The 17,010-nt window shown below is 63.0% G+C and carries 15 protein-coding genes; 10 read left to right on the forward strand and 5 right to left on the reverse strand.

Annotated features, from left to right (window positions below):
- The first annotated feature begins 2 nt into the window (after positions 1-2).
- The 5 genes from MTR64_RS19935 to MTR64_RS19955 all read left to right on the forward strand — a co-directional run bounded on the left by MTR64_RS19935 (position 3) and on the right by MTR64_RS19955 (position 3,746).
- Positions 3-746, forward strand: a complete 744-nt coding sequence (locus tag MTR64_RS19935) for an SDR family NAD(P)-dependent oxidoreductase (protein WP_243996296.1) — start codon at positions 3-5, stop codon at positions 744-746.
- A gap of 103 nt (positions 747-849) precedes the next feature.
- Positions 850-1,614 carry an SDR family NAD(P)-dependent oxidoreductase gene (locus tag MTR64_RS19940; protein ID WP_243996297.1) on the forward strand — a complete coding sequence of 255 codons (765 nt, stop codon included), beginning with the start codon at positions 850-852 and terminating at the stop codon, positions 1,612-1,614.
- Between the two features lie 36 nt (positions 1,615-1,650).
- On the forward strand, positions 1,651-2,403 hold the full coding sequence (locus tag MTR64_RS19945) for an SDR family NAD(P)-dependent oxidoreductase (RefSeq protein ID WP_243996298.1): 753 nt from the start codon (positions 1,651-1,653) through the stop codon (positions 2,401-2,403).
- A 47-nt stretch (positions 2,404-2,450) separates the two neighbouring features.
- Complete coding sequence (locus MTR64_RS19950; RefSeq protein WP_243996299.1) at positions 2,451-2,933, forward strand: VOC family protein; 483 nt, start codon at positions 2,451-2,453, stop codon at positions 2,931-2,933.
- A gap of 3 nt (positions 2,934-2,936) precedes the next feature.
- Complete coding sequence (locus MTR64_RS19955; RefSeq protein ID WP_243996300.1) at positions 2,937-3,746, forward strand: SDR family NAD(P)-dependent oxidoreductase; 810 nt, start codon at positions 2,937-2,939, stop codon at positions 3,744-3,746.
- Positions 3,747-3,827: 81 nt separating this feature from the next.
- On the opposite strand, the gene MTR64_RS19960 is transcribed toward MTR64_RS19955, so the two are convergent.
- From MTR64_RS19960 to MTR64_RS19980, 5 genes are all read right to left on the reverse strand, one after another.
- The gene (locus MTR64_RS19960; RefSeq protein ID WP_243996301.1) at positions 3,828-5,093 is read right to left on the reverse strand and encodes a cytochrome P450; all 1,266 of its coding nucleotides are present in this window, start codon (positions 5,091-5,093) and stop codon (positions 3,828-3,830) included.
- Positions 5,094-5,525: 432 nt separating this feature from the next.
- Positions 5,526-7,823 carry a TonB-dependent receptor gene (locus tag MTR64_RS19965; protein WP_243996302.1) on the reverse strand — a complete coding sequence of 766 codons (2,298 nt, stop codon included), beginning with the start codon at positions 7,821-7,823 and terminating at the stop codon, positions 5,526-5,528.
- A 190-nt stretch (positions 7,824-8,013) separates the two neighbouring features.
- Positions 8,014-8,802, reverse strand: coding sequence for an SDR family NAD(P)-dependent oxidoreductase (locus MTR64_RS19970; RefSeq protein ID WP_243996303.1), 789 nt, complete (start codon positions 8,800-8,802; stop codon positions 8,014-8,016).
- 58 nt (positions 8,803-8,860) lie between these two features.
- On the reverse strand, positions 8,861-9,514 hold the full coding sequence (locus MTR64_RS19975; protein ID WP_243996304.1) for a VOC family protein: 654 nt from the start codon (positions 9,512-9,514) through the stop codon (positions 8,861-8,863).
- Between the two features lie 166 nt (positions 9,515-9,680).
- Entirely contained in the window at positions 9,681-10,493 is an 813-nt protein-coding gene (locus tag MTR64_RS19980) for an SDR family NAD(P)-dependent oxidoreductase (RefSeq protein ID WP_243996305.1), read from the reverse strand.
- A gap of 163 nt (positions 10,494-10,656) precedes the next feature.
- Between MTR64_RS19980 and MTR64_RS19985 the strand changes: the two genes are divergently transcribed.
- The 5 genes from MTR64_RS19985 to MTR64_RS20005 all read left to right on the forward strand — a co-directional run bounded on the left by MTR64_RS19985 (position 10,657) and on the right by MTR64_RS20005 (position 16,967).
- Positions 10,657-11,556 carry an SMP-30/gluconolactonase/LRE family protein gene (locus tag MTR64_RS19985; protein ID WP_243996306.1) on the forward strand — a complete coding sequence of 300 codons (900 nt, stop codon included), beginning with the start codon at positions 10,657-10,659 and terminating at the stop codon, positions 11,554-11,556.
- A gap of 28 nt (positions 11,557-11,584) precedes the next feature.
- Positions 11,585-12,940 (forward strand): aromatic ring-hydroxylating oxygenase subunit alpha, encoded by a 1,356-nt coding sequence (locus MTR64_RS19990; RefSeq protein ID WP_243996307.1) that lies wholly within the window; start codon positions 11,585-11,587, stop codon positions 12,938-12,940.
- An 18-nt stretch (positions 12,941-12,958) separates the two neighbouring features.
- Complete coding sequence (locus MTR64_RS19995) at positions 12,959-13,951, forward strand: hypothetical protein (RefSeq protein WP_243996308.1); 993 nt, start codon at positions 12,959-12,961, stop codon at positions 13,949-13,951.
- A 105-nt stretch (positions 13,952-14,056) separates the two neighbouring features.
- Positions 14,057-15,238, forward strand: coding sequence for an FAS1-like dehydratase domain-containing protein (locus tag MTR64_RS20000; protein ID WP_243996309.1), 1,182 nt, complete (start codon positions 14,057-14,059; stop codon positions 15,236-15,238).
- Positions 15,239-15,257: 19 nt separating this feature from the next.
- Positions 15,258-16,967, forward strand: coding sequence for a class I adenylate-forming enzyme family protein (locus tag MTR64_RS20005; RefSeq protein WP_243996310.1), 1,710 nt, complete (start codon positions 15,258-15,260; stop codon positions 16,965-16,967).
- The last annotated feature ends 43 nt before the right edge of the window (positions 16,968-17,010 follow it).

Below are 17,010 nucleotides of genomic sequence, written 5' to 3' on the forward strand. Positions count from 1 at the left end.
CGATGAAGACAGCACTGGTCACCGGCGGCGGTGCCGGTATCGGACGCGCTGCGTGCATGCGCCTCGCGCGTGATGGCATGGCCGTTGCCGTGCTTGGGCGGCGCATCGGGAACGCCCGTGAAGTCGCCGATGCGATCGCGGCGCAGGGTGGCCGGGCGATTGCCGTCGCTGCCGATGTCGCGGACGAGGTGCAGGTGAGCGCTGCACTAGCCCGGATCCGAAGCGCGCTTGGCCCCGTCGCCGTTCTCGTCAACAATGCCGGGATCGAGGAGTTCACGCCCTTTGCCGGGATCGATGACGCGGCGTGGGACCGGGTCATGGATGTGAACCTCAAGGCAGTCTACCGGCTCACGCAGAATGTCCTGCCGGACATGGAAAAGGCCGGCTGGGGGCGCATCGTCAACGTGACCGCCCTTGGCGCGCAGATCGGTGCGGCCAACATGGTGCACTACACCGCCAGCAAGGGCGGGATTACCGCGATGACCCGCTCGCTGGCGGTCGAACTGGGGCGCAAGGGCATTACCGTCAATGCCATTTCGCCCGGCTTCATCCTCACGCCTATGGCGCAGCGGGCCATCGATGGTGATCTGTTCCCCGTGCCTTATCAGGATATCGTCGCGACTTATCCGGTGCCCCGTGTGGGCCGGCCTGAGGAAGCGGCTGCTGCGATTGCCTATTTCGCCAGCGAGGACGCCGGCTACGTGACCGGCCAGGTCCTGGGCGTGAACGGAGGCTGCTGCCCCTGACGCGGGCGGCAGTATCGCCGCGAGGATGGGCGCAACGGCCGATTGACCATCGCCAAACCCATCGCTAACAATACGACGAACAATCGAATTTGGGAGAATTGATGTGAGCGGTTCGGGAAGACTCGAAGGCAAGGTTGCGATCGTTACCGGCGGCGGTCAGGGCATCGGCGAAGCGATTGCCGTAGGCTACGCCAGGGAAGGCGCCAGGGTCCTCGTGACCGGCCGTACTCTCGGCAAGCTCGAGGATGTCGTCGCCAAGATTACCGAGGCCGGCGGCACGGCCATGGCGCTTGATGCGGTGGCTGGCGAAGCCGAGCAGTCGAAGGCCACTGTCGACAAGGTCATGGCCGAGTGGGGCCGCGTGGACACGCTGGTCAACAACGCCCACTCCTTCACGGACTATCTGCCGCTCGCCGACCCCAAGATGGAAGAGAACTGCAAGATCGACTTCCAGTCGGCGTTCTTCGGATCGCTGCAGCTCATGCAGCTGTGCTACCCGCACATGGTCGCGCAGGGCGGCGGATCGATCATCAACATGGGTTCGAGCTACGGTATCCGCTGCGAGCCCGGCTTCCTCGCCTATGCCGCGAGCAAGGAAGCGATCCGCGCCCTGACCCGAACCGCTGCCCGTGAGTGGGGCAAGGACAAGATACGCGTCAACACCATCCTGCCTTCGGCGCTCTCGCCCAAGGCGCTCTGGTACCTGGAAGAGAGCAAGACCTACGACCTGGAACTGTCCAAGGTCGCCATGGGCCGCTTTGGCGCACCGGAGGACATCGCCCCGACCGCGATCTTCCTCGCCAGCGACGAATCCGACTTCGTGACCGGTCAGACGATCGGCGTCGAAGGCGGCGCGGTGATGTTCTAAGCCAAACCACGCTCTCAAACAGGGAAACGCCAGGTAATGACGGACCACAGGGTAGCGCTGGTCACCGGCGGCGGATCGGGCATGGGCAAGGCGACAAGCATGCGCCTTGCCCGCGAAGGCCGTGCCGTTGGCGTGCTGGATATCGACGAGGCGGCAGCGAAAGCCGTTGCCTCGGAAATCACCGCCGCGGGCGGCAAGGCCATTGCGGTTGCCGCAGACATTTCGGACCGCGGCCAGGTCAAGGCCGCCCTGGGAAAGGTCCGTGCCGAACTCGGCCCGGTGACCATTCTCATCAATAACGCCGCCATTGAGAACTTCTGCCCGCTGGGGGAACTCGACGACGAAACCTGGGACCGGCTCATGGCCGTCAATCTCAAGGGCTTCTACATCGTGACCCAGGAAGTCCTGCCGGACATGGAAGCGGCCGGCTGGGGGCGCGTGGTGAACCTCTCGGCAATCGGCGCCCAGACCGGCGCCCCGGACATGGCGCTCTACACCGCCAGCAAGGGCGGCGTCATCGCGATGACGCGCTCGCTCGCGGTGGAACTGGGCCGCAAGGGGATCACTGTGAACTCGGTCTCGCCCGGCTTCATCGACACGCCGATGGCTCGGCGTGCCATTGATGGCGACCTGTTCCCGGTTCCTTACGAACAGATCCTGCAGGGTTATCCCATACCGCGCCTCGGCCTGCCCGAGGAAATCGCCGCGGCCTGCTGCTTCTTCGCCAGCGAGGATGCCGGTTACGTTACCGGCCAGCTTCTCGGCGTCAACGGAGGCGCCGCAGTCTGACCGGACTTTTCACGCTCGAATACCGCAATTGGGAAGAGGATTGAGCCATGAAGAAATTTATCAATCACGTCGATCACGTCGCATGGCTCTCGCGCCCGGAGAACCTCGACGCCAACGTCGCCCAGCTCGAAAAGCTGACTGGCGCCACGCTGACCCGGTTCGCCCGCAAGGACATGGGTTTCACCATGTGCATCAGCTGGGAAGCGGGTCTCGAGGTCGTTGCCCCGATGGAAGAGCGCACCGACTTCAACACCTGGCTCTGGAGCGAGCTCGAGGCCAAGGGTGAAGGCGTCAGTTCGGTCGTTTTCGGTGTGAAGGACCTCGATGCCCACAAGGCGCGCCTCGAAAAGATGGGCTTCCCGGTCGGTCCGCTGATGGACGATCATCCGGATTCGCCCTGGCACGACAAGCTGGTGCTCTGGGAACGTGCAGCCGGCGAAGCGATGAACACCAACATCATTCTCGGCGATATCGATTATGCCGACGAAGTGATCCCGTTCGTCGATTCCGAAACCGCCGAAAAGGTCTGACGCATGGCCATTGCCGACGTTTCGGACAGCTCGATAGCCCAGCTCGTATCGCTGGAAGGCCGCTGCGCGGTCGTGACCGGCGGTGCACAGGGACTGGGCAAGGCCATGGTTCGCCGGCTCGCAGAGGCCGGCGCCAGGGTCCTGATCGGCGATCTCAAGGAATCAGAAGCCACCGCGGCCGCCGAGGAGATCTCGGCCCGCTACGGCACCATGGTCATTGCAACCCGGCTGGACGTTACCGACAGCGATGCGATCCGGGCTGCGGCAGACCTGGCCTGCAGCGAGTTGGGCGGCCTTGATATCTGGGTCAACAACGCCGGCCTCTATCCGAATGTCCTGCTCGAAGAAATGACCGATCCGGTCTGGGACCAGACGATGGCCGTCAATCTGCGCGGTGTATTCGTCAGTTGCCAGGAAGCAGCGCGCCGGATGAAAGATGCCGGTACCCAGGGCGTCCTCGTCAATGTGGTATCGACCGCCGGCTTCAAGGGCGTCGCACCCGGAATGGCTGCCTATGTCGCTTCCAAGCACGGCGTGCGCGGGCTGAACAAACAGCTTGCCATCGAACTCGCCCCGCACGGCATCCGCGTACTGGGCGTGGCGCCGACATTCTGCGAAACCGAAGGCAACATGGCCGCGCTCAATGCACTGCCCGAACGGGTGCGCACGGAAATCGCGGCGACCCTCACCTCCGCGCTCGGGCGTGTCGGCGTTCCCGATGACATTGCCCGCGCCGTCCTGTTCTGCGCTTCGGACATGTCCCTGTTCATGACCGGCAGCACACTGCTGGTCGATGCCGGGGAAACGGCCTGAACGGATCCGCCGGCCCCGTCCCATTCGATCCGTACAAACGAACCGGCCCACTCCCCTCACGGAGCGGGCCGGTTCCTTGATTCAGGCCGGATCGAACTCGACGTAAAGATCGGACAGGCTCCGGAAGGTATATGTCGGCTCGAAATTGAACTTGCGGTTTCCGGGTGTCCCGTGATGCTCTTCCGACAGGCGCACATTGGACGTGCGCGCAAGCAGCCGTTCGATGGCGATGCGCGATTCCATGCGGCCGAGTGGAGCACCCAGGCAGCCATGCGGTCCCCGGCTGAAGCCCATGTGGTCGCGCACATGCGGCCGGTCGATGTTGAACTGCTCCGGGTTTTCAAACTTGGCCGGATCGTTGCTGGCAGCCATGAGCGCCGCCGCGACGATGGTACCGGCAGGAACATCGACATCCCCGACCCTGGTATCCCTCGTCGCAAGACGGTAGGAGACTTTCACCGGTGCGTCGAAACGCAGGCATTCCTCGATGAAGTCCTTCACGCGCTCCGGATCCGCACGCAGTCGTGCTTGCAGCTCCTGATCGTCGGCAAGGATGAGAATGCCCATCGCGATCAGGCGCGAGGTCGTGTCCTGCCCGGCTGCAAAAAGGAAACGGGCAAGGCCCGACAGCACCTCGAAATCCGGTTCGCTGCCATCCTTGAGCCGGGTATTCATCAGGTCGGACATCAGGTCCCCGCGGTGGGTTTCCTTGCGGTCCCGCAAGTATGTATCGAACAGGGGTTTCATGGCTTCGAGCGGATCGGGCCCGACCTTGCCGACGTCGCCTTCCAGTTGGCTGGGCGGTGCGCCGATCTGCTGGAGCAGGACAGGACGATCCTCCATCGGAATGCCCATGAGGTCGGAAATGGCATAGACCGTGGTGGCATGGGCATATTCGGGAACAGCGTTGATCGCCCCTTTGCCGATAAAGCCGTCGATCAGCCGGTCAACGAGATCATAGAGGTAATCTTCGTTCTGCTTGAGCCTCTTGAAGGTCAGCAAACCACCCATGAGCCCCCGGTATTCGGCGTGCTTTGCCCCATCGAAAGCCACCAGGTGATCGGCCCACGGCATCCGGGCCCGATGCGCATCGAGCTGTGCCAGGATGTCATGGCCTTCGGGCTTGAAGGGCAAGCCCGGAATGGGGCCGACAACCGACGCGGCATTCGAGAAGACACCCTCCTTGTCGTTCAGAACCGCCAGCGCTTCGTCGTAACCTGTGACCATCAGGGTGCCGTGATAGGGTTCCCATGCCACCGGCCCTTGCGCCCGCTTGAAATCGAAATAGGCCTTCGGATTCCCGATGACCGCCGGGTCCTGATAGAAATTGGGTTCCGCCTTGTTCATGGCACTTCCTCACCACACTCGCATCTTTGTTCGTCGACTTGTTAGCAAAGGGTCCGGGAAATCACAAACTCTCTTGATGAATTCTCGTCGCGCCGTCGAAGGTAACGCCAGGACGGCACAGCAAAAGAGGCAGCAAGGCATTGCCGGGCATGCCGCGCCCGGACAGGATCGCCACTGGATTTGCCTGACCGGCGTGACGTCAAGGACCCGCGAAAAGCGAACTTCCTGGCTGGAGATGATCCGGGATCGCATGCAGGCATTGTGCGGAAAGCACTGGCTCCCCTCCCGGATACAGTCCCCGGAGCGCCAATGAAACGAGCCGGCCGAGCCGATCATGTTCAGGACTGACAAGACCGGAGGAGACCTGTCGTATAATTCCAAGAGAGCGGGCGGGCGCGTGAAGAAGGGATAACAACCCGCCCGCTCTCCGCCTCAATTCGCTCCGAAACGGTAGCGAAGTGAGATTCCGTAAGTTGCCGGCTCACCGTAGATCACGCCTGCAGCGGCGGTACCGACCTGGATCTGCGTGTAGTAGGTCTCGTCGAACAGGTTGTCGCCGAAAGCGGCAACGGTCCAGTGGTCGCTGGGATCCGTCCACTCGACCCTTGCGCTCAGGATGTCGTAGGTCCCCTGCGAGAACTGGTTCGCGGCGTCGAAGTAGATCTTTGACGTGTGGAACAGGCTTGCCGATGTCACCAGCCTGCCGCCGGCAAGTTCGCTCGCATAGCGGGCGGATACATTGCCGCTGAACTTCGGCGCATGCTGCACTCGGTTGCCATCTGCAGCAACCGTACTCGATGTGTTGAAACCTTCGAAGTCGTTTACGCCGTCCCCGTCCGTATCGCGATAGATGACAGGCGCGAAATAGCCGGCCGAAGGGAAATTACGGTACTTGGCGTCAAGATAGGTTCCCGCCGCGGAAACTTCGAAGCCATTGCCGAAATCGTAGCGCATGGATGCCTCGAGCCCCTTGATACGCGACTTGGCAGCGTTCGAAAGGATCGTCTCGCCGACCCTGTAGTAGCCGTTCTGAAGGTTCTTGTAGTCGTAGTAGAAGCCCGCCAGCTCAGCCGAGAAATGGCCGGTTCCGTACTTGAAACCCGCCTCCCAGGCAGTAACTTCTTCCGGTTCAAGATATTCGCTCCCCGATGTTGAACGGTAGTCGGGAATGGCTGACTTGTACCCCTTTGTGAACGAGGCGTAGATGCTAGTTTCCTGCGTAGGCTTGTAGCGCAGCACGATACGCGGTGTCAGCTTGTCGTCTTTCCGGTTGCTCTGATAGGTGAACAGACCGGCGACGCCCGGGTATGTCTGGTAGTATGGATCTTTCACCTCGTCGCGGCTCAGGCGAAGCCCCCCGGTCACGAAGAACCGGTCGAACACTTCATAGGTAAGATCGGCGAAGGCCGCGTAAGTACTGATCTTGGCACCGGTGGCGCTGTAATCGAAGAAGGTGTTGGCGTCGGGTGCGAGCCCGTAGAGGGCAGCAAAGGGAGCAGCCAGATCGACTTTCGCTGCCACTTTCTGGCGGAACAGGAAGATTCCTCCGGAATACTGGAGGCGTCCACCCGGCTTCGAGTTGAGCACGAGTTCCTGGGACATGATCTTGTCACGCTCGGGAAGGCTCAGGGCGAGCACGGAAGCCGATGAGTAGTCGCCTTCCAGGAACTGGGCGATCTGCTCCTCGCGGTACTGGCTGTAGGACTTGAGATCGGCAGATCCCAGATCGAACTCGCCGGTCAGTTGCACGGTATCCGCGCGAAGCCGGAAACTGGTCCTGGCATTGGCCACGAAATCGCGCCGCCCCAAAGCGAAAACCGTCCCTGGCAACGCATCGCCGGCACTGTAGATCTGGCCATCTTTCGCATAGGTCCCGTCCAGGACGCCGCGCGGATCATCCCGGTCCTCGTGCATGTAGCGCAACATCAGCGTGGCGCTGTCCGAAAGCCACGCCTTCACGCCGGCGCGAACAGACCATTTCTCGTATGCGCCGGGGTGACGAATGCTCACACCCGGCGCGTAGCCGCCCCCGGTCGCGAGGCTGCCATCATAGAGGTTCGCGTGCTGGAAACCGTCGCCGGCGCTGTATTGCCCTTCGATCGAAAATGCGATGTCAGGGGTGATGCCTGCCGTGACATAGCCCTTGATCTTGCGGGCATTGAAGCGCGCGTAAGACGCCTCGACGCTTCCGCCGGTCTCGGTGCCGGGATCGGCGGTGGACACCAGAATGGCACCGCCCGTCGTATTGCGCCCGAACAGGGTACCCTGAGGTCCCTTCAGCACCTGGATCCCGGTGACGTTGACGAAGTCGAAATCGAGCGCAAGCGCGTTGGGAAGGTAGAAACCATCGACATAGGTTCCGACGCTGGAGCCCACACCCGTCTGCACCAGCGTGGTGCCGATGCCGCGGATAGTCGGCTGGGTATAGGAGCCCTGCTGGTCGATCCTGACACCGGGGGCAAGCTTGGGCAGCGAGACCAGCGACTGCACATTGGCCGCCTCCAGTTGCCCGGCACTGGCGCTCGTGACGGTGATCGGCACGTCGCGGGACAGTTCCTGGCGGCGCTGGGCCGTCACCACAATCGCGTTCGAGGTATTGTCTGCTGCTGCCTCCGTTGCCTGTGCCGCAGCCCCCTCGGGCATAGCCATCAGGGCCATGGCCGAGGCTCCACCCAGAAACACAACTCGCGAAAAATCGCGCAGACCTGCGCCACCTGACCAACGCGTCATCGTAGACCTCCCCAAATGTTCGTCGCTTTGTTAGCGTTTCGTCACAATGTTAGCGAATGGATTTGCTGTCAAGGCGGAGTTTGCTGCAAGCACAAGCTCCCGGCGAGGACGGTTTGCGCCCTCCCGGCACAAGGATTGCCTGCCGGGAGTTGACCGCCGGGGGTTTGCAGCCAAGGTTCCGGCCCGAAAGTCAGGCGGAGGTGGCTACGCCGGCAAGCGAGGTCCAGCCCCCATCGACGATCAGCGGCGCGCCGGTCACGAACGAGGAATCGTCACTGGCAAGGAACAGGGCACCCCTGGCCTGCTCGATAGGCTCGGCAAAGCGGCCGAGCGCCGACATCCGGTAGATCATGTCCTGGTCGACCAGCCCATGCTCTTCCATCTCTTTCAATTCGCGCTGCGTCAGCGGCGACATCGTCGCCCCCGGGCACAACGAATTGACCCGGATACCGTACTGCGCCAGCTGCACCGCGCCCACGCGCGACAAGGCGACGAGCCCTGCCTTGGACGCGCAATATCCGGCGGTAAGGGCCGCAATGAAGGCACCGATCGAGGCGGTGTTGACGATGGAGCCGCCGCCCGCCGCGATCATGTGGGGCACCACGTGCTTCATCATCAGCCACGGCCCCTTGAGGTTGACCTCGATGACACGGTCGAAGGCCTCCTCACTCACTTCGTGGAGCGGCTGCTTGTTTTCGGTATCGGTGCCGGCATTGTTCAGCAGGACAGTCGGCAAGCCGAGTTCCGCGACCGTGCGCGCGACGATCCGCTCGACGTCCGCGGTCCTGGTCACGTCGGCCCCGACGGCAATGGCCTGCCCCCCTGCCCTGCGGATGGTGTCCACCGTGGGCTGTGCGGCCTCTTCCTTGAGATCGACCACGGTGACGCTGGCGCCTTCCTGCGCGAAGAGGATGGCCGAAGCCTCTCCCATGCCGCCGGCCCCGCCGGTGACGATTGCAACCTTGTCCTTCAGTCTCATTCCTTTGTCTCCCCATCCCGCCACCGGCGGTGAATGTAAAAGTCGCCGCGCAGGCCGTTCAGACCGGAATCTTTCCGCCAATCGCCTCGAACACGGCTTCGTAGAATTGCTCGGAGCCTTCGTTGCGCTCGATCAGCTCGACCAGCGCCGAACCGGCCATTTCGCCTTCGAGATAGCACCAGGGGACATCGTTTCCGGGGCCGGTCCCATCGACGAGAATCTTCGGGTCCACGCCCCCTGCCCGCATCTTCGCAATTTCGCCGCGGACCGAGTCCACCCAGTAGGCAAGGTGATGCAACCCTTCCCCGCGCTCCTGCAGGAATTCGTAGTGCGGCGAACGGTCGTCCATCGGCTCGACGATCTCCACGGCCGTGTTGCGCATCCACACGAAGGCACCCTTCAGCGACAGGCCCCTTTCCCCGTTCGCGAGCAGTGCATCGGGGAAGATTCCCTCGAACGGGAACGCGGGCCCGAAGCCCATGGTCCCGGAGAGATTGGCCAGTGCCTTGTCCCGGTCGCGCACGACCATGCCGATGTGGTGAACTGGCGGAAACCCCGAGCCATCGGAGCGGGAGCCCTGGTAGCGCGGGCTGACCGCAGCGCCCGCCCCCGCGCCCATCGGCCCGCGCACCGCAGGCACAAGTCGCCGTCGCCGCGCCGACATGCACATGATGCAGGGGCACGAGCCGATATTGTCTCCAGCAATGCGCATGAACTCTCCCGTTACCGCCAGACGGATGACATGTTCGTCATGTTGTTAGCAGCGAGGTAGCCCGGCTGCAGCCACCGGTCAATCGGGACCAGCCGGGCCGGCCGAGTGAAGTTTCAATTCCATTGCTAGCGGGCCGGGTCGCCAGACATGCCCTGGCCAGCCTTCATCACATCGATTCTCCGCCATTGACCGCGAGAACCTGTCCAGTCACGAAGCGCGAGGCATCCGAGGCGAGGTACAACAGGGCAAAGGCGATGTCCGATGGCGCGCCCAGACGGCCAAGCGGGGACTTGGCCGCCATTTCGCGCCGCACGGCCTCCTTGCGCTCTTCGCTGATCCGTCCGGTCTCGTCCCGGAAAAGATCACGGCTCATGGGCGTTTCGATCCATCCCGGAGCGACAGCATTGACACGGATACCCATGGGACCGAACTCGGCTGCGCTTGTCCAGGTCAGCGAATTCACAGCCGCCTTGGTCATCCCGTAGATGCCAATGCCCGGGAGCGGCTTGGAACCGCCGCCCGACGAAATGTTGATGATGGCACCGCCGCCGCGCCCGCCCATCACGCGCGCGGCGGACACGCAGCCCCAATAGGCCCCCATCATATTGACGGCGACAGTGTGTTCGGCCCTGGCCGGATCGGACTCCAGCAGGGAATGCAGATAGGAAATCCCGGCGCCGTTGACCCAGACATCGAGCCCGCCCGCTTCGTGCAGCGCCCAGTCCGCCAGCGCACCGAGTTCTTCCCGGCTGGAGACATCCACCTTGCGCGTCAACGCCGATCCCGTCCGCAGCGCTTCGGCCGATGCAGCAAGTCCCTGCTCGTCGATATCGGCCAGCACGACCCTGGCGCCTGCAAGCGCGAATAGCCTTGCCGTTTCCCGTCCCAGCCCGGATCCTGCCCCGGTTATGACCGCGACCCTCCCGTCCAGCGAAAATCCCTGCGCCACTTCGGGCGCCAGCCCCACCTCTCCTGTCATACCTCTCCCCTTGGTCTTCCTGCCGGCTCCCGTGACTTTCACCGGTTACGCTTGACAGTGCGAAGCTGTGCTAACATTGTGACGAACGTAGGTGCAAGGGCCCATGCAGATCACGCAAAGGCACCGAAAGCGCCGCATTCATCGCATGTCATGGGAGAGAATCATGCCGCAGGCCGCCATTGAGGCTTTTGAAAAGGTCGCATCGGGAATCTATCTCGAAGGGCTAGCCATAGACCATGGGCGGGATGTCGTCTGGTACAGCGATGTCATTGCCGGCGGCATTCACGGCGTGAAGCCCGACGGGACCAGGGTCGTCACGTTCAATCCCGAACGCATGTGGACTGGCGGCGTGATGATGAACGCCGATGGCAGCGTGCTGTCGACCGGCGAAGGCGGGATCATGTGGAACAACCCCGACACCGGGAAGTCGGGCTGGCTGATCGACACCATCGATGGCAAGCCGGTCAACGGCATCAATGAAATGGCCCCAGACGGCAAGGGCGGCATCTTCTTCGGCACCAGCGATATCGAAATGGTCATCAAGGGCGAGCAGACCCGGCCGACCCGGATCTACCGCCTCACCGCAGATCGCGAACTCATAAGGCTGGCGGACGATATCGGCTTCACCAACGGCATCATGTTCGATCCGGTTCGCAGCCGGCTCTATTGCAACGACACGTTCCACGGCACCTGGGCATTCGATGTCGACGCCGGCTGGACGCTGTCCAACAAGCAGTTCCTCATCGAGAAGGAAGACGCGGACGGCATGGCGCTCGATGCGAGCGGCAACCTGTGGATCACCGGCTTCCGGTCGAACTTCTTCACGCGGCTGGCGCCCGGCGGAACGCGCCTCCCCGACTATGCGACCCCGGCAGGATCGATCACGCAGATCCGCTTCGGCGGGCCCGATATGCGCGACATCTTTTTCAACTCGGTGCCATCCGACGGCGGCGACACGCTCAAGGAGGGCGGCGAGATCACGGCGAAGAACTCGTTCCTTTTCAAGGGGCGTTCCGAAACGCCCGGCATGAAGCTCGAGCCCGCGCGCTTCACCCTCGACTGACCATTCCCGACGCACAAGGGAGAGAGACATGAACGAAATGAGCAATTCCGGCCTTGCCATCGAAAAGCCGGTTCGCATTCCGATCGAGGCCTACGTATCCGAAGACTATGCCCGGGCCGAAAACGGGAAGCTCTGGGCCAGGGTCTGGCAGATCGCGTGCCGCGAGGAGGAAATTCCCAAGGTCGGCGACTATGTGACCTACGACATTCTCGACGAGTCGATCATCATCGTACGCAGCGCAGAGAACAAGATTTCGGCGCACTATAACGTCTGCCCGCATCGCGGACGGCGCATCACCAAGAATTGCGGTCACGCCCAGCGTCTGCACTGCCGTTTCCATGGCTGGGGCTGGGATCTTGAGGGCAACAATACCTACGTGCTGGACCCGGAGGACTGGGGCGACAGCATCTCTGCCGAAAGGCTTCACCTGAAGCCTGTGCAGGTGGACACCTGGGGCGGCTGGGTCTGGATCAACATGGATCCGGACTGCGAGCCGCTGCTCGATTTCCTCAAGCCCGCCTCGCCGATGCTCGATGCCTTCAATTTCGACACGATGCGCTATCGCTGGCGCAAGTGGCTCCGGTTTCCCTGCAACTGGAAGACGGCGCTGGAGTCCTTCATCGAGAGCTTCCACGTCGATGGCACGCACCCGCAGCTGATCCAGTGGGGCAGCAACCGCTGGTGGTGCCGCACCGAAGGGCTGCACGCCTGGCACGGAATCGGTGCGGGCCGCGGCACGGCCACGCGCTCGGGCGCAGGCGCGATCACCGTGGGGGTCGACGACGGGATGGATCCCCGCGTCACCATGGCAGAACTCTTCACCGAACTCTGGGAAACCGTAGGCACGACCACACAGACCCTGGTCGATGCGGCGAACCGTCTTGTCGACGAGCTGCCCGCGGATACCCCGCCGGATCAGCTCACCTCGCACGTGATGCAGACGGCGGCGATGACCGATGCCCAGCGCGGCGTGCCCTGGCCCGACATGACGCCCGAGCATTTCGCCGATTGCGGCATGGACTGGCACATCTTCCCGAACTCGGCGATCCTGCCGGGGATCACCTACGCCTTGTGCTACCGTGCGCGGCCGGACGGCTACAACCCCGATTCCTGCATCTTCGAAGTCTATATCATCGAGCGCTTCCCGGAAGGCGAAGAGCCCAGGACCGAATGGATCGAGGAGCCGGAACCGACCGAAGACAAGTGGCAGCTCATTCTCAGCCAGGACTTCCAGAATATCGGCGAGATCCAGAAAGGCATGAAGTCGCGCGGATACGAAGGCGCTATTCCCAGTCCCTATCAGGAAGTGCCCATCATCCACTTCCACCGTACCCTGGCGAAATACATGGGCACTGGCGAACCCGAGCCGCTCGACAAGCCCTGACCCCGCGGATCATTGCGCATGAGCATCGATTTGCTGTTCGGCTGCTGCCAGATCGAGACATGTGCGCACGATCTGGATGCCGCCCGCACCTTTCTCACCGATGTGCTTGGCGGTGCACCGGTCGAGCAGGAACTGGCCCGCCAGATCGCCGCACTGATCCCCGGCGATGCCTACGACGTGGACCATGTCGGTTGCGGCAGGGCCGTATTCCAGATCAACCGTCCTTCGCCCGCGATGGCGTACAGGGGCAACCCTTCGGTTCACCAGCAGTACCTTGACACCTCAGGCCCCTGCGTCACCAATCTCAACTACTTCGTAGACGACATTGCGCACGCCCATGCCCTGCTGACTTCGCTCGGCGCCCCGACACTCATCGAAGGACCCAGTTCGGCGGCGCGCGCATTGGCCGACTATGGCGAGGCAAACACCCGCCCCGGCGCCGACGAACGCCCGTTCCTGTTCATGGGCACGCGCAATCTGATCGGGTTCGACCTGGAAATCATGGAACCGAATTTCCTCCACTTCGCGGACCAGACCACGCAATTTCCCGCCTTCGTAGAACCACGCCCCGGCGCCAGCGGCGGCGACCTCGAATTGCACCGACTTCTCATCGCGGTGCCAGACCTGCAGGCGCTGCTCGATTCCCTTCGCACGATCTTCACGCCGGCCAGTCGCAGCAAACCCTATGCACTGATCGATGGACCATCGGGACGCTCGTTTCGCCTGGCACTCGGCGGCATGGAGATTGAATTCTGCGAACCTCGCGGTGCGGCCGGCGATCTGGCCCGCACCCTTGCCGAACGCGGCCCGGGAGTTTTCACTATTGCGTTCGGGACTGCAGATCCTGCCCCGCTTCTCGAAAGGGCCGCCGCGGCCGGAATTCCCGCCGCCCGTCAGCACACAGATCACCTGGGGAATCCCACAGCGTTGCACTCCACACTCCTCGCCAGCCAAACGGCCGCCGGTTTTGACACGCTGGTCGAGCCGCCAGAGGTCTTTTGGTGCGCCTGAGCGATCTTGCAGGGCATGCCCATTGGTACGCCAGTGCAGCGTTGACGCCATGCGCCGCTGACTGCTAACAACATGACGAACATACAGTCACCCGGGAGAGAGACTATGGCCACGAATGAAGCAGTTGCCGACCGCACGCTCGATTGTTCGGACCTCGACAACTATATCGGCAAGCCGATGACCCCCTTCAGTCTGAAGGAGGACCTGCACAACAACGATTTTCGGCGCTGGGCGCAGGCCATGCATTACCCCAACCTGCTGCACTACGATGCCGAATATGCGGCACGCGGCCGTTTCGGCAGGCTCGTTGCGCCGCAGAGCTTCACGATCTCCGCCGGAGAAGGTCATGGTGCCTGCCCTGCAGGCATCGGCAACATTCCTGATTCCCATCTGATTTTCGGCGGTGACGAATGGTGGTTCTACGGCCCGCGCCTGTTCGCCGGAGACCGCGTGATCCACGAGAAGATTCCCTTCGACTATGCCGTCAAGGAAACAAAGTTCGCCGGACCGACCTGCTTCCAGCGCGGCGACAACAACTACTACAAGCAGGACGGCACGCTCTTCGCCAAGCAGCGTTCGACCAGCATCCGCTATCGCCGCGACCTCGCCGTGGAGATGGGCTCGCTCGACCAGACGGAAGACCCGGACTGGACCGACGAGGAACTGGCGGACATCGAGAGCCGCAAGCTGGAATTCATTCAGGCCGTTCACGAACTCGGCCACGGCCGGCGCCACTGGAACGACGTCAACGTGGGCGACCAGCTTCCCGTGCGCGTATTCGGTCCGCATTCGGTCGCGAGCTTCGCCACGGAATGGCGCGCCTACATGATGACGATCTGGGGTGGATCGCACCGCAACCAGGACTGCGACCCGGCCAAGCTGGGCTTCGTCGGCCCTATGGCAGGCTGGGAAATGGATCCGGTCGAGGAACTGGTAAATCCGGAAAACACCGACGGCGCCTACATCGGCCCGTCGCGCGGGCACCTGTTCACGCGCTGGGCCCAGTATGTCGGGATGCCGCGCCCCTATGGCTATGGCGCTTCGATGGGTGCGTGGATCATCGACTACCTCGCCGGCTGGGCCGGTGAATGGGGCTATGTCGTGCACTGCAACTCGCAATATCGTGGTCCGGCATTCTCCGGCGACATCACCATCCAGACCGGTGAAATCGTCGACAAGATGACCGACGATCAGGGCCGCAAGCTGGTGCAGATCAAGTCAAAGATGGCGAACCAGGACGGAACGACGATGGCAACGGCTGTCGCCGAAGTCGAACTGCCCGAATAAGCTCGGGAGGCATTCTGCCGTGGAAGGCTTTGCATGGGTACCCGATCCCGCCATTTCGGTCGCCAAGGGCATACCGCTGTCGGAAGAGCCCGGTCTCGGAACGCTAACAGTCTCGGGCTGGCTGCGTGAAGTAACCGGACAATTCGGGCCGCGCGAGGCCCTCGTCCAGCCGCGCCCGGACGGATCGACCGAGCGCTGGACTTATGCCGATCTCTGGGACCGGTCCATGGAAGTGGCCCGGTCGCTGGTCGCCTGCGGGCTCGGCAAGGGTGACCGCGTCGGCATCCTTGCCACCAACCGGGCCGAGTTCATCTCGGCCTTCTTGGGCACGGTCCTGGCCGGCGGGACGGCTGCGCCGCTCAGCACCTTTTCCACACCCGGCGAACTCGACCAGCTGATCATGGCCAGCTGTTGTTCTGTCCTGATCGTGGAGCCGAACGTGCTCGGCAAGGACTTCGTCGAAGTCATCGCCGATCTGGATCCGGCCATCGAGAAAACCGGGCCCGACGGCATAGTCTCGGAGCGGTATCCGTTCCTGCGCCATGCCATCGCCATGGACCTGAAAACCGTCCGCCGGGGCTTCGAGCCCTGGAACGTATTCCTGCGCAGCGGGAAGAACATTCCCGACGCAGTCGTGGCCGGACGGGCTGCGAGCGTCACCCCGGCCGATGCCGCGGGACTGTTCTTTTCCTCCGGCAGCACCGGGCGCCCGAAAGGCATCCTCAACTCCCATCGGGGCATAGCAATACAGCTCTGGCGCTGGCCGCGCATCTTCGGCCTCAGGTCCGACGAGCGCGTTTGGGTCCTCAACGGTTTCTTCTGGTCTGCTCCCTTCGGCATGGGCCTTGGCGGCGCGCTGAGCATCGGCGGTACACTTGTGCTGTTATCGACCTTCGACCCCGAGAAGGCGATCGCGCTGATCGAAGCCGAGCGGATCACCTGCCCGATGGGCTGGCCGCATCAATGGGCCCAGCTCGTCGCCGCGCCGAACTTCACAAGCGCGGACCTGTCCTCGCTGCGTTGCGTGCATCCGGAGAATCCCATCAGCCAGCACCCCACTGTCAGCACGGACTGGCAGGAACCGACGCGGATTTACGGCAATACGGAAACCTTCACGCTGAGCACCGGCTATTGCTCGGGGACGCCCGAGGAAATCCTGCGGGGTGCGCACGGGTTCCCCCTGCCCGGCATGACGGTAAAAGTGCGCGATCCCTTCACGGGCGAGGCCCTGCCGATGGGCGAGCGCGGCGAACTCGCCGTGAAGGGCGCAACGCTCATGCTCGGCTATGCCGGCGTGCCGATAGACGAGACGTTCGACGACGAAGGCTACTTTCCCACCGGCGATGGCGGATATATCGATGCCGAGGGCCGCGTGTTCTGGGAAGGCCGCCTCAACGACATCATCAAGACCGGGGGAGCAAACGTCTCGCCAGTCGAGGTCGATGGCATCCTGTTGCAGTGCCCCGGCGTGAAGATCGTCAAAACGGTCGGCATACCGGACAGCCTCCTGGGAGAGATGGTCGTCTGCTGCGTGGTCGCTCACGAAGGCGCCGCAGTCACCGAAGCCGGTGTCCGCGCTTTCGCGAAGGAACACCTGGCCAGCTTCAAGGTGCCGCGCCGCGTGGTCTTCCTTTCGGAAGACCAGCTGTCCCAGACCGGCAGTGCCAAGGTCAAGACAGCGGACTTGCGGACGCTTGTGGCGGATATTCTGGAAACCGAAAGCGTCTGACCACGGCCGCTTCCCGCACAGCCGCCCCACACCTTGGAATGGG

Source organism: Novosphingobium album (ex Hu et al. 2023), assembly GCF_022832385.1.
In the GTDB taxonomy this organism is placed as follows: domain Bacteria; phylum Pseudomonadota; class Alphaproteobacteria; order Sphingomonadales; family Sphingomonadaceae; genus Novosphingobium; species Novosphingobium album.

Excerpts from the sequence above, each read along its gene's own strand:
- MTR64_RS19935 (WP_243996296.1), top strand. The coding sequence starts at position 3 with ATGAAGACAGCACTGGTCACCGGCGGCGGTGCCGGTATCGGACGCGCT.
- MTR64_RS19945 (WP_243996298.1), top strand. The coding sequence starts at position 1,651 with ATGACGGACCACAGGGTAGCGCTGGTCACCGGCGGCGGATCGGGCATG.
- MTR64_RS19950 (WP_243996299.1), top strand. The coding sequence starts at position 2,451 with ATGAAGAAATTTATCAATCACGTCGATCACGTCGCATGGCTCTCGCGC.
- MTR64_RS19955 (WP_243996300.1), top strand. The coding sequence starts at position 2,937 with ATGGCCATTGCCGACGTTTCGGACAGCTCGATAGCCCAGCTCGTATCG.
- MTR64_RS19960 (WP_243996301.1), bottom strand. The coding sequence starts at position 5,093 with ATGAACAAGGCGGAACCCAATTTCTATCAGGACCCGGCGGTCATCGGG.
- MTR64_RS19965 (WP_243996302.1), bottom strand. The coding sequence starts at position 7,823 with ATGACGCGTTGGTCAGGTGGCGCAGGTCTGCGCGATTTTTCGCGAGTT.
- MTR64_RS19970 (WP_243996303.1), bottom strand. The coding sequence starts at position 8,802 with ATGAGACTGAAGGACAAGGTTGCAATCGTCACCGGCGGGGCCGGCGGC.
- MTR64_RS19975 (WP_243996304.1), bottom strand. The coding sequence starts at position 9,514 with ATGCGCATTGCTGGAGACAATATCGGCTCGTGCCCCTGCATCATGTGC.
- MTR64_RS19980 (WP_243996305.1), bottom strand. The coding sequence starts at position 10,493 with ATGACAGGAGAGGTGGGGCTGGCGCCCGAAGTGGCGCAGGGATTTTCG.
- MTR64_RS19985 (WP_243996306.1), top strand. The coding sequence starts at position 10,657 with ATGCCGCAGGCCGCCATTGAGGCTTTTGAAAAGGTCGCATCGGGAATC.
- MTR64_RS19990 (WP_243996307.1), top strand. The coding sequence starts at position 11,585 with ATGAACGAAATGAGCAATTCCGGCCTTGCCATCGAAAAGCCGGTTCGC.
- MTR64_RS19995 (WP_243996308.1), top strand. The coding sequence starts at position 12,959 with ATGAGCATCGATTTGCTGTTCGGCTGCTGCCAGATCGAGACATGTGCG.
- MTR64_RS20000 (WP_243996309.1), top strand. The coding sequence starts at position 14,057 with ATGGCCACGAATGAAGCAGTTGCCGACCGCACGCTCGATTGTTCGGAC.